The organism is Streptomyces sp. NPDC059900 (genome assembly GCF_050270335.1).
Classification (GTDB): Bacteria; Actinomycetota; Actinomycetes; order Streptomycetales; family Streptomycetaceae; genus Streptomyces.
Window position 1 is genome coordinate 22515 of record NZ_JBNNJZ010000041.1, and the last position, 12672, is coordinate 35186.

8 protein-coding genes are annotated in these 12672 nt (G+C 71.4%); 3 read left to right on the forward strand and 5 right to left on the reverse strand.

Features of this window, described 5'->3' with window-relative positions; genetic code table 11:
- The 5 genes from ACQKIP_RS09315 to ACQKIP_RS09335 all read right to left on the reverse strand — a co-directional run.
- Positions 1-260 (reverse strand): PfkB family carbohydrate kinase (locus ACQKIP_RS09315; RefSeq protein WP_427742668.1); only part of this gene is annotated, 260 nt, incomplete at its 3' end.
- Positions 257-1606 (reverse strand): ADP-ribosylglycohydrolase family protein, encoded by a 1350-nt coding sequence (locus tag ACQKIP_RS09320; RefSeq protein WP_365852909.1) that lies wholly within the window; start codon positions 1604-1606, stop codon positions 257-259. The genes ACQKIP_RS09320 and ACQKIP_RS09315, both read right to left, overlap by 4 nt.
- The gene (locus tag ACQKIP_RS09325) at positions 1603-2790 is read right to left on the reverse strand and encodes an ADP-ribosylglycohydrolase family protein (RefSeq protein WP_427742671.1); all 1188 of its coding nucleotides are present in this window, start codon (positions 2788-2790) and stop codon (positions 1603-1605) included. The genes ACQKIP_RS09320 and ACQKIP_RS09325 overlap by 4 nt, the downstream gene beginning before the upstream one ends.
- Positions 2741-4099, reverse strand: a complete 1359-nt coding sequence (locus ACQKIP_RS09330; RefSeq protein ID WP_427742676.1) for an ADP-ribosylglycohydrolase family protein — start codon at positions 4097-4099, stop codon at positions 2741-2743. Before ACQKIP_RS09330 ends, ACQKIP_RS09325 begins: the two co-directional genes overlap by 50 nt.
- 29 nt (positions 4100-4128) lie before the next feature.
- A complete protein-coding gene (locus ACQKIP_RS09335; RefSeq protein WP_365852911.1) occupies positions 4129-5181 on the reverse strand; it encodes an ADP-ribosylglycohydrolase family protein in 1053 nt (350 codons plus the stop codon).
- A gap of 212 nt (positions 5182-5393) precedes the next feature.
- Here ACQKIP_RS09335 and ACQKIP_RS09340 point away from each other — a divergent pair, with 212 nt between their 5' ends.
- The 3 genes from ACQKIP_RS09340 to ACQKIP_RS09350 all read left to right on the forward strand — a co-directional run bounded on the left by ACQKIP_RS09340 (position 5394) and on the right by ACQKIP_RS09350 (position 12479).
- Positions 5394-6125 carry a VIT1/CCC1 transporter family protein gene (locus ACQKIP_RS09340; RefSeq protein WP_365852913.1) on the forward strand — a complete coding sequence of 244 codons (732 nt, stop codon included), beginning with the start codon at positions 5394-5396 and terminating at the stop codon, positions 6123-6125.
- 305 nt (positions 6126-6430) lie between these two features.
- Positions 6431-11026 carry a glutamate synthase large subunit gene (gene gltB, locus ACQKIP_RS09345; RefSeq protein WP_365852915.1) on the forward strand — a complete coding sequence of 1532 codons (4596 nt, stop codon included), beginning with the start codon at positions 6431-6433 and terminating at the stop codon, positions 11024-11026.
- Complete coding sequence (locus ACQKIP_RS09350) at positions 11019-12479, forward strand: glutamate synthase subunit beta (RefSeq protein WP_365852917.1); 1461 nt, start codon at positions 11019-11021, stop codon at positions 12477-12479. The genes gltB and ACQKIP_RS09350 overlap by 8 nt, the downstream gene beginning before the upstream one ends.
- Positions 12480-12672 lie beyond the last annotated feature (193 nt).

The following is a 12672-nucleotide window of genomic DNA, read 5'->3' on the forward strand; positions in this document are numbered from 1 at the left end:
GTGCGCAGCAGGTCCGTGTCGACGCCGGAGTGGTCGAGTGTGCCGCGCAGCTGTGCGCCGAAGGCGTCGGCGCCGACCGCGCCGATCATCGACACCGCGTCGGCGCCCGCGCGGGCCGCGGCGACGGCCTGGTTGGCGCCCTTGCCGCCGGGGAGCGTACGGAACTCGCGCCCGGTGACGGTCTCTCCGCGCTGCGGCGCCTTGCTGACGTACGCGACGAGGTCCATGTTCGTGCTGCCGAGCACGGCGATATGGGTCATGGGTGGGGGCTCTCCAGGGCGGGTTCGGGAAGTTCGGCGAGTTCGGTGGTGAGGTCCGCGAGGGTGTCGAAGCCGATGCCGTCGAAGCCGGGGACGGAGCTGGCGACGCGGTTCTTGAGCGGGGACGTCCAGCGGTCGGGCAGCGCGTCCGGGTGGCCCGCGAGCAGGCCCGCGATCGAGCCCGCGGTCGCGCCGTTGGAGTCGGTGTCCCAACCGCCGGAGACGGCGCGGGTGATGGAGCCCGTGAAGTCGCCGTCGGCATGCGTGAGGGCGGCGGCCAGGAGAGCCGCGTTGGGGATCACGTGGACCCAGTGGTGGTGGCCGTAGGCGGCGTGCAGGTCGTCCACGACCTGGTCGAAGTCCGGTGTCGTGGCGGCCAGTCGGATGCCGTGGCGGACCGCGCCGGCCAGGCGGGAGTCCGGTGGTACGACGGTCAGGCCCGTGCGCAGGCACTGGTGGACGTCTCCGGTGCCTGCCGCCGCCTCGGCGATGACGGCTGCCGCGAACATCGCGCCGTACACGCCGTTGGCGGTGTGGGTCAGGCACGCGTCGCGGCAGGCGCCCGCGGCTGCCGCCGTGGGGGCGCCGGGATTCGTCCAGCCGTGGACGTCGGCGCGGATGAGGGCGCCGATCCACTCCCGGAAGGGGTTGTGGTGGGTGGCCGTGTGCGGGGGTTCGATGCCGTTGAGGAGGTTGCGGTAGGCGATGCGTTCGGCGGTGAAGGTGCGGGCCGCGGGGAGCTCGTCCAGCCAGAGCCTGGCCACGTCCGCGGTGGTGAAGTTCCTGCCGTGGCGTTGGAGGAGGCGGAGGTTGAGGAGGGGGTAGTTGAGGTCGTCGTCCTCGGGCATGCCGTCGATGTTCTCGGCGAGGGAGGTCGGTGCGGAGCGCCTGTTCCAGGGGTGGGCTTCCCGCAGCTCCCGGGGGAGGCCCTTCTCGGTGAACCAGGTGGCCAGGGGCCAGTTTCCCGTTGCTCTGGCGAGGCTTCGGATGCCGTCGAGCGGGAGCTTCTCCACCGGTTTGCCCAGGAGGCAGCCCGCGGCTCTGCCCAGCCAGGCGGCGTGCAGGCGGTTGCGCAGGGCGGGCGGGTGAGGGCGGGGTGCGACCTGCGGAGCGGCTTCCCACAAGGGTGGGGGCGGCACGGACAGTTCGTCCATGAGCTGTACGGCCAGGGCCCGCAGCTGCGGGGAGGGCGGTGCCGGGGAGGCTCCCGCTCGTGCGGGGGCCAGGTGGCCGCCTGCCGTCAGCCAGCGGGCGCGGGCAGCACTTACGTCTCTGCCCTCTTCCGCTGCCTGGCGCAGTTCGTGGCCGACCAGGTCCTCCGGCTGGACCCAGGTGAGGCGGATCACGGGGTGGCCGTCAGGGCCGCGTAGGCCGACTCGTGGGCGCGGCGGCGCCGTACGTCGCGGGTGAAGATCTCCCGGGTGACCTCCGTGAGCGTCGCCGCCGGGGCGTGCAGGTCCAGGCGGCTCGCCTCCGCGACCGTCTTCGACCACTCGGGCGGGGCCTCCGAGCCGAGCGCACCGGCGAGCGCGCCGCTCATGGTCGCGATGGAGTCGCAGTCACGGCCGTAGTTGACCGAGCCGAGGACCGTGTGGCGGTAGTCGCCCTCGCCCACCAGGAGCATGCCGAGCGCGACGGGCAGCTCCTCGATGGAGTGCAGGCGGGAGGGGCGGCGGGCGCCGAGCGACGGGGCGCGGTAGTCGGGGCCGACGGTGTCGAAGGGGGTGACGGCGGTGCGCAGCGGGGTCAGCGCCGACTCGAAGTCCCGGTGGTGGGAGGCGACTTCGACCACGGACTCGATCGCGGCGCGGGTGCCGTCCTTCGCCAGACAGAGCGCGGTGTCGATCACCGAGGTCGGCGTCGCGCCCGGCACGCACGCCGCCGCCACCGCCGCCGCGAAGACCGCTGCCGCCTCACGTCCGTACGACGACTGGTGCGCGCCCGCGACGTCGAGGGCCTCGGCGTACGCGGCCTTCGGGTTCGCCGCGTTGACCAGACCGACCGGTGCCATGTACATCGCCGCACCGCAGTTGACGATGTTTCCGGTGCCCGCCTCGCGCGGGTCCACGTGGCCGTAGTGGAGTCGGGTGACGATCCACTTCTCGGCGAGGAAGAGGCGCTGGAGGGGGATGGCGTCCGCCTCCAGCTCCGGGATCCAGCGCGGGGTCGTCATGAGGTCGGGGACCAGGTGGTCGGCGACCGCGTAGGCGTCCAGGTGGTCGCGGACGGTCGCGTACACGCGGATGAGCGCGTGCGTCATCAAGGTGTCGTCGGTGACGTGCCCGTCGCCCTTGTGGTACGGGGCGATGGGGCGGGCGGTGCGCCACTGGTCGCCGTTCCAGGGGCCGACGATGCCGTGTACGCGACCGCCGTGCCGTTCGGCGATCTGCTCGGGGGAGTAGCCCTCGACCGGGCCGCCCATGGCGTCGCCGACGGCCGCTCCGACCAGGCAGGCGGTGATGCGCTCGGCGAGCGGCAGGTCAGCGGGGGCCAGATCGGCGCTCAGCGTTCGGGGCATTGGTGACGTCATGCCGGAATTGTCCTCCCGGAGTGGTCAGTTCCGTGGCTGCCAGCTGCCCGGCGAGTTTCACCAGGTCGGTGCCCGCGAGGCGGGGGAGCGCGCACCCGGAGAGCGTGCGGCAGACGTCGCGCCAGGCCTCGGGGACGGCGGCGGAGGTGCCGAGCGCGCCGGTCAGGGCGCCGGCCAGGGCGGGGGCGGAGTCGGCGACGCGGGAGAGGCAGGCGGCGGCGGGCACCGCCTCGCTGATACGGCCGCGGGCGGCGGTGGTCAGGGCGAGGGCGACCGGCACGGTCTCGGCGGCGGCGATGCCGTAGCTGTAGACGTGGTCGACGATCTGGTGTTCCAGGAGCGGGACGAGGCCGAAGGCGCCGCCCTCCGTCTGGGTGCGGGCGAGTTTGACGGCGTGCCAGGCGTTGCGGCCGATCTCGGTGTGCTCGGGGAGCTGGGCGAGCGCGGCGTCCACGGTCGCGTCGACGTCCGCGCCGCCGACCGCCGCCGCGATCGCCGCGGCCATGGCGCGGGCGCCGTGCACGCCGTCGCCGTCCTGGGTGTAGCGGGCGTCGAACTCCGCCAGTGCGGCGGCCTGTTCGGGGTCACCCGGGTGGACCAGGGCGAGGACGCAGGCGCGTACGCAGGCGGCGTCGTCGAAGAAATGGGGGTTGTCGTGGCCGGTGGCGGGCGGGCGCAGGCCGGTGGCGAGGTTGCCCAGGCCCGCGCGTACGGAGATGCGGGCGCGCAGGGGGAGTACGGCGGATTCGACCTCGGGGGCGCGGGCCGCTGCGGCGGCGATGTCGCCCGCGAGGGTGGTCCAGGCGATGTCGATGGCTGCGTGGACCCGGTGGGCCGGGGGCAGCCGGGGGTGCAGAGAGCCGTCCGCCGCGCGGAGCAGGGACTCCGCGGTGAAGGCCGCCCATTCGGCGTCGTCGGACGGGCCCAGGCGGAGGGGTTCGGGGGGTTGGTTCAGGGCGATGGGGACGGGGAGGGTGGTGGTGGCGTTCTGCTCGGCGAAGGTGTCCAGCTCGCGGGTCAGCCTCCGGGTCCACTCGGGCATGCGGGCCGCTCGGTGCCTGGCGGCGGGCCAGCCGGCGGCGTCGCCTGCGGCGAGGCCCAGCAGCAGGCCCTCGATTCGGCAGGCGCCTCTTGCATCCGCACCCGGCGTCAGGGGCTGTGTCCACCCTCCCCCACTCTCGGCTTCGTTCGAGCGGGGGGACCCCCATCGCCCTGCGGAACGCCTGCCCACAGCGGGAGCGGCTGCGGCCCCAGCAGGCTCTTCGGCGCGGGCACATGCGGGGTGAACGGGTGGGTGGGCGGGAGAGATCCGCCGCGAAGCGGCGTTCTTGTCGGCGCTCACGAGACCCCCCGGTCAGAAGAGAGCAGGTCAGCCACGTCCAGTACGTGATGCCCCCGCATCGACGGCAGGCAGCTGCCCCGCGCCGGGCCGATCGCGGCGGACCACGGCGGTGGAATCGCCGGGGCACCGCAGGTGGCACCGGCGAGCGCCCCCGCCACCGCCGCGGTGGTATCCGCGTCCCGCCCCATGTTGACCGCGGTCAGCACCGCGTCCGGGAAGTGCCCACAAGCCGCCGCGTACGCCCCGAAGGCGAGCCCCACCGCCTCGGGGGCGAGGTCCGTCCAGGGGTAGCCGCCGATCACCACCGCGGAGCGGACCGCGCGCTCGCCCCGGTGGGCCACCGCCACCGCCCGCCGCAGCGAGCGGGAGGTCCAGCAGTCCTCCGGGATGACGGAGAGGGCGGCATCCACCACCGCGTCCACCGGCGCCCCGCCCATCGCCGCCGAAACCCCCGCTGCCACCGCCTGCCCGCCGTAGATGCCCTCGCCGTCATGACTGACCGAGCCGTCGATCGCCACGAGCCTGGCCGCTTCGGCGGGCCGGCCCGCGGCGAAGACCCCGAACGGGGCGGCCCGCATCGCGAGGCCGTCGCTCCACGCGTGCCGGTGCTGCGCCGAGATGGGCGCCGCGAGACCGCGGCGCAGGTTCTCCAGGGTGCCGCGTTCGCTGAAGCCCGCGCCCCGGAACGGGCCCTCGTCGAGGTCCGCGATCCACTCGTGCCAGGCCGCCTCGACGTGCGCGACGGTGAGTTCGGAGCCGTGCCGGGCGAGCAGGAGCCCCGAGAAGATCGCGTACTCGGTGTCGTCCGTGCCCGCGGGATGCTCGGCCACGTACCCGGTGATGCGGCCCCAACGGCGGCGGATCTCCGACGGCTTCATGTTCTCGGCGGGCGCCCCAAGCGCGTCCCCGACCGCGAGGCCGAGGAGCGCGCCCCGCGCCCGCTCTCTCAAGCCGATGGCCCCGATGGCCCCGATGTCCCCGCTGCCCCCGACGGCGCCGGTCGCTCCGGCCTCTCCGGCCGCTCCTGTCACACCCGTCAAGCTCGTCATGCCGTGCCTCCATGGTGCCGAGACGTTGCGGATATCCCTGCCACGCGGCACCCCTGACACGAGCATCCGCACCGTCGACATCACCCCTCCGACCCATGCGTTCACCGGTTCGACAGACGCTTGTTCATGCAGGTAAGTACGGCCTTCCTTGCTGGCGAGAGCGATTTTTCGCGCGTACTTTCGAGATCGTCCAAGCACTGAGGGGGCCCACCATGGCGATCATCGAGACCGAAGCGGCACTGCACGAAGCACACCGCGACAACCACACCCACCGCGACGTGAACGGCGGCTGGCTGCGCCCCGCCGTCTTCGGCGCGATGGACGGCCTGGTGTCCAACCTGGCCCTGATGACCGGTGTCGCCGGCGGTTCCGTCTCGCAGCAGACCATCGTCGTCACGGGCCTGGTCGGCCTCGCCGCGGGCGCCTTCTCCATGGCGGCGGGCGAATACACCTCGGTGGCTTCTCAGCGCGAGCTGGTGCAGGCCGAACTCGACGTCGAGCGGCGTGAGTTGCGCAAGCACCCCGCGGACGAGGAGAAGGAGCTCGCCGAGCTGTACGCGTCGCGCGGCGTCGAGCCGGAGCTCGCCCGCGAGGTCGCCAGGCAGCTGTCCAAAGACCCCGAGCAGGCCCTGGAGATACACGCGCGCGAGGAGCTGGGCATCGATCCCGGCGATCTGCCCTCGCCGACCGTCGCCGCGGTCTCCTCCTTCGGCGCCTTCGCGCTGGGCGCCCTGCTCCCCGTGCTTCCGTACCTGCTGGGCGCGAACACGTTCCTGCCCGCGCTGCTGCTGGCCCTGGTCGGCCTCTTCGCCTGCGGCGCGGTGGTGGCGAAGGTGACCGCGCGGTCCTGGTGGTTCAGCGGTCTGCGGCAGCTGGCGCTCGGCGGCGCGGCGGCGGGTGTGACGTACGCCCTGGGCAGCTTGTTCGGTACCGCCGTAGGATAAAGGCTTGCAGTCCTATGCGGGACCCTGCATAAGTAGTCGTTACTCGGCGGTTTCGAATCCTTAATCACGGGGCATGAGCCGTAAGCGCTGCGGGCAATGAGGCTCGTGCCGCTCTCGGGCCTACGGTCATCGATCTGTCCGCAGTGGTCCCCTCGCCGCTCCCACGCCTATGGGCGGTGTCCACATGGTGGAATGAGCTATCCGCTTTTCGAGAAGCGTTCCATCATGTAACCTGCACGAAATTTTGCCTGGGCCAACGTCGTCCCTCGCTTTTTGCCTATGCCACGACGACGACGGGAGAGCCAATGCGTACGCACGCCTGGTCGCCCATGGACGGTCGCCCCGCCCCCCAGGGCATGTACGACCCCCGTAACGAGCACGACGCCTGTGGTGTCGGGTTCGTGGCCACCCTCACCGGTGTAGCCAGCCATGAGCTGGTCGAACAGGCGCTGACCGTACTGCGCAATCTCGAACACCGTGGTGCCACCGGTTCCGAGCCGGACTCCGGCGACGGCGCCGGCATCCTGCTCCAGGTCCCGGACGCCTTCCTGCGCGAGGTCGCGGGTTTCGCGCTTCCCGACGCCGGCGCGTACGCCGTCGGCATCGCTTTCCTGCCGGTCGACACCGCGGGCACCACCGACGCCGCCGTCTCACAGATCGAGACGATCGCATCCCAGGAGGGCCTGACGGTCCTCGGCTGGCGCGACGTGCCCGTCGCCCCCGAGCTGCTCGGTGCCACCGCCCGCTCGACGATGCCGGTCTTCCGGCAGATCTTCGTGGCCGACGGCGAGAGCACCGGCATCGCGCTCGACCGCAAGGCCTTCGTCCTGCGCAAGCGCGCCGAGCGCGAGGCCGGGACCTACTTCCCCTCGCTCTCCGCCCGGACGATCGTCTACAAGGGCATGCTGACCACCGGCCAGCTGGAGCCGTTCTTCCCCGACCTGTCCGACCGCCGTTTCGCCACGGCCGTCGCGCTCGTCCACTCGCGCTTCTCCACGAACACGTTCCCGAGCTGGCCGCTCGCACACCCCTACCGCTTCGTCGCGCACAACGGCGAGATCAACACGGTCAAGGGCAACCGCAACTGGATGCGGGCGCGTGAGTCGCAGCTCGCCTCCGGCCTGTTCGCCTCCGCCGCCGAGGCCAGCACCGACAAGCTGGACCGGGTCTTCCCGATCTGCACCCCGGACGCCTCCGACTCGGCGTCCTTCGACGAGGTGCTCGAACTCCTCCACCTCGGCGGACGTTCGCTTCCGCACTCGGTCCTGATGATGATCCCCGAGGCGTGGGAGAACCACGCCTCGATGGACCCGGCCCGCCGCGCCTTCTACCAGTACCACTCCACGATGATGGAGCCCTGGGACGGTCCGGCCTGTGTCACCTTCACCGACGGCACCCAGGTCGGCGCCGTTCTCGACCGCAACGGTCTGCGTCCGGGGCGCTACTGGGTCACCGACGACGGCCTCGTCGTCCTCGGCTCCGAGGTCGGTGTCCTCGACATCGACCCCGCCAAGGTCGTCAAGAAGGGCCGGCTCCAGCCCGGCCGGATGTTCCTCGTGGACACCGCCGAGCACCGCATCGTCGAGGACGACGAGATCAAGGCCGCCCTCGCCGCCGAGCAGCCTTACGAGGAGTGGCTGGAGGCCGGTGAGATCGAGCTCTCCGACCTGCCCGAGCGCGAGCACATCGTGCACACGCACGCCTCCGTCACGCGCCGCCAGCAGACCTTCGGCTACACCGAGGAAGAGCTGCGCATCATCCTCGCGCCGATGGCCAAGACCGGCGGCGAGCCGCTCGGCTCCATGGGCACGGACACCCCGATCGCCGCGCTCTCCGAGCGCCCGCGGCTGATCTTCGACTACTTCACGCAGCTGTTCGCGCAGGTCACGAACCCGCCGCTGGACGCCATCCGTGAAGAGCTCGTCACCTCGCTGCACTCCTCGCTGGGCCCGCAGGGCAACATCCTGGAGCCGACCGCCGCGACGTGTCGCAGCGTCACGCTGCCCTTCCCGGTGATCGACAACGACGAGCTCGCCAAGCTCATCCACATCAACGCCGACGGCGACATGCCCGGCATGACGGCCGCGACTCTCTCCGGCCTCTACCGCGTCAGCGGCGGCGGCGACGCGCTCGCCGCCCGCATCGACGAGATCTGCACCGAGGCCGACGCCGCCATAGAGGCCGGCGCCCGCCTGATCGTGCTCTCCGACCGGCACTCCGACGCCGAGCACGCGCCGATCCCCTCGCTGCTGCTGACCGCGGCCGTCCACCACCACCTCATCCGTACGAAGCAGCGCACCCAGGTGGGCCTGCTCGTCGAGGCGGGCGACGTCCGCGAGGTCCACCACGTGGCCCTCCTCATCGGCTTCGGCGCCGCGGCCGTCAACCCGTACCTCGCGATGGAGTCCGTCGAGGACCTCGTCCGCGCCGGTACGTTCCTGCCCGCCGACGAGGACGGCGGGGCCGAGACGGCAATCCGGAACCTGATCTACGCGCTCGGCAAGGGCGTCCTGAAGGTCATGTCCAAGATGGGCATCTCGACCGTCGCCTCCTACCGCGGCGCGCAGGTCTTCGAGGCCGTCGGCCTCGACGAGGCCTTCGTGGAGCGGTACTTCAGCGGTACGACGACGAAGATCGGCGGCGCCGGTCTCGACGTCATCGCCAAGGAGGTCGCCGCCCGGCACGCCAAGGCGTACCCGGCGTCCGGCATCGCATCGGCGCACCGCGCGCTCGACATAGGCGGTGAGTACCAGTGGCGCCGCGAGGGCGAGCCGCACCTCTTCGACCCGGAGACGGTCTTCCGCCTGCAGCACTCCACGCGCAACCGCCGCTACGACATCTTCAAGCAGTACACGGACCGCGTGAACGAGCAGTCCGAGCGGCTGATGACGCTGCGCGGCCTGTTCAACATGAAGTCGGACCGCCCGTCGATCTCCGTCGACGAGGTCGAGTCGGCCGCCGAGATCGTCAAGCGGTTCTCGACCGGTGCCATGTCGTACGGCTCGATCTCCCGCGAGGCGCACGAGACGCTCGCCATCGCCATGAACCAGCTGGGCGGCAAGTCCAACACCGGTGAGGGCGGCGAGGACCCGGAGCGCCTGTACGACCCGGCGCGCCGCTCGTCCATCAAGCAGGTCGCCTCCGGCCGCTTCGGTGTGACCTCGGAGTACCTGGTCAACGCCGACGACATCCAGATCAAGATGGCGCAGGGCGCCAAGCCCGGCGAGGGCGGCCAGCTGCCCGGCCACAAGGTCTACCCGTGGGTCGCCAAGACGCGTCACTCGACGCCGGGCGTGGGCCTGATCTCCCCGCCGCCGCACCACGACATCTACTCCATCGAGGACCTGGCCCAGCTGATCCACGACCTGAAGAACGCGAACCCGCAGGCGCGGATTCACGTGAAGCTGGTCTCCGAGGTCGGCGTCGGCACGGTCGCCGCGGGTGTCTCCAAGGCACACGCGGACGTCGTCCTGATCTCCGGCCACGACGGCGGTACGGGCGCGTCCCCGCTGACCTCGCTCAAGCACGCGGGCGGCCCCTGGGAGCTCGGCCTCGCCGAGACCCAGCAGACGCTGCTGCTCAACGGCCTGCGCGACCGCATCGTGGTCCAGACGGACGGCCAGCTCAAGACCGGCCGTGACGTCGTCATCGCCGCGCTGCTCGGCGCCGAGGAGTTCGGTTTCGCGACCGCGCCGCTCGTCGTCTCCGGCTGCGTCATGATGCGCGTCTGCCACCTGGACACCTGCCCGGTCGGCATCGCCACGCAGAACCCGGCGCTGCGCGAGCGCTTCTCCGGCAAGGCCGAGTACATCGTCAACTTCTTCGAGTTCATCGCCGAAGAGGTCCGCGAGATCCTCGCCGAGCTCGGCTTCCGCTCCATCGAGGAGGCCGTCGGCCACGCCGAGCTCCTCGACACCGAGCGGGCCGTGACCCACTGGAAGGCGCAGGGCCTGGACCTGGAGCCGCTCTTCCACGTGCCGTCGCTGCCCGAGGGCGCCGTGCGCCACCAGATCGCGGCCCAGGACCACGCCCTGGAGAAGGCGCTCGACAACGAGCTGATCAAGCTCGCCGCCGACGCGCTCAACGCCCCCAGCGCGACCGACGCCCAGCCGGTCCGCGCCCAGGTCGCGATCCGCAACATCAACCGCACGGTCGGCACCATGCTCGGCCACGAGGTGACCAAGAAGTTCGGTGGCGCGGGCCTGCCCGACGACACCATCGACATCACCTTCACCGGCTCGGCGGGCCAGTCGTTCGGCGCGTTCGTGCCGCGCGGCGTGACCCTGCGCCTGGAGGGCGACGCCAACGACTACGTCGGCAAGGGCCTCTCCGGCGGCCGCGTCGTCGTCCGCCCGGACCGCGGCGCCGACCACCTCGCCGAGTACTCGACGATCGCCGGCAACACCATCGCGTACGGCGCGACGGGCGGCGAGCTGTTCCTCCGCGGTCGCACGGGTGAGCGGTTCTGCGTCCGCAACTCCGGCGCGACGGTCGTGTCCGAGGGCGTGGGCGACCACGGCTGCGAGTACATGACCGGCGGTCACGCGGTGGTCCTCGGCGAGACGGGCCGCAACTTCGCGGCCGGTATGTCCGGCGGCATCGCGTACGTCATCGACCTCGACCGGGACAACGTCAACGCCGGCAACGTGGCCGCCGTCGAGGCCCTGGACGACTCCGACAAGAAGTGGCTGCACGACGTCGTGCGCCGCCACCACGAGGAGACCGGGTCGACCGTCGCCGAGAAGCTGCTCGCCGAGTGGGACTCCGCCGTGGAGCGCTTCAGCAGGATCATCCCCAGCACGTACAAGGCAGTGCTCGCCGCCAAGGACGCCGCCGAGCGAGACGGTCTCTCGGAGACCGAGATCACCGAGAAGATGATGGAGGCGGCGACCAATGGCTGATCCCAAGGGCTTTTTGAACCACGGCCGCGAGGTCGCGCAGACCCGCCCGGTCGGCGAGCGCGTCCAGGACTGGAACGAGGTCTACGTTCCGGGCTCTCTCCTCCCGATCATCTCCAAGCAGGCGTCGCGCTGCATGGACTGCGGCATCCCGTTCTGCCACCAGGGCTGCCCGCTGGGCAACCTGATCCCCGAGTGGAACGACTTCGCCTACCGCGAGGACTGGTCGGCCGCCTCCGAGCGGCTGCACGCCACGAACAACTTCCCGGAGTTCACGGGCCGCCTTTGCCCGGCGCCCTGTGAGTCGGCGTGCGTGCTCGGCATCAACCAGCCGGCCGTCACCATCAAGAACGTCGAAGTCTCGATCATCGACAAGGCGTGGGACGCCAACGACGTGCTGCCCCAGGCGCCCGACCGCCTCTCCGGCAAGACCGTCGCCGTCATCGGCTCGGGCCCGGCCGGTCTGGCCGCCGCCCAGCAGCTGACCCGAGCCGGTCACACGGTCGTCGTGTACGAGCGCGCCGACCGCATCGGCGGCCTGCTGCGCTACGGCATCCCCGAGTTCAAGATGGAGAAGCGCCACATCAACCGCCGCATCGAGCAGATGCGCGCGGAGGGCACCAAGTTCCGCACGGGCGTGGAGATCGGCCGCGACATAGACGCGGTGAAGCTGCGCAAGCGGCACGACGCCGTGGTCATCGCCGCGGGCGCCACCGTCTCCCGCGACCTGCCGGTGCCGGGCCGTGAGCTCAGCGGCATCCACTTCGCCATGGAGTACCTGCCGCTGGCCAACAAGGTCCAGGAGGGCGACTACGTGGCGCCCCCGATCACCGCCGAGGGCAAGCACGTCGTGGTCATCGGCGGCGGCGACACCGGCGCGGACTGCGTGGGCACCGCCCACCGCCAGGGCGCGGCCTCGGTCACGCAGCTGGAGATCATGCCGCGGCCGGGCGAGGAGCGGAACGCCAACCAGCCGTGGCCGACCTTCCCCATGCTCTACAAGGTCACCTCCGCGCACGAGGAGGGCGGCGAGCGGGTCTACGCCGTCTCGACCACTCACTTCGAGGGCGACGAGGACGGGAACGTCCAGTTCCTGCACCTCACCGAGGTCGAGTTCATCGACGGCAAGCTGACCCCGAAGCCGGGCACGGAGCGCAAGATCCCCGCCCAGCTGGTCACCCTGGCGATGGGCTTCACCGGCACGGACCGCGAGAACGGTCTGGTGGACCAGTTCTCCCTGGACCTCGACGAGCGCGGGAACGTCGCCCGTGACGCCGAGTTCCAGACGAATGTCCCCGGCGTGTTCGTCGCCGGTGACGCGGGTCGCGGCCAGTCGCTCATCGTCTGGGCGATCGCCGAGGGGCGCTCGGCCGCGAAGGGCGTGGACCGCTTCCTCACCGGTGCGAGTGACCTGCCTTCGCCGATCCGGCCGACGGACCGTTCACTGATGGTCTAGTACCGCCCCCCAGTACGTCCCGTACAACGGCGTACGGAACTGATGCGACGCCCGCCTAGTCCCCGACCGGACCAGGGCGGGCGTCGTGGCGTTTCCGGGCCCGGTGTCCGGATTTTCGCTGCACCCCGTGCAACGCTCATTGCTTGCAACGCAAATCACGTTTCGGCCCCGCTTAGCCGAATGGGTCTAGACC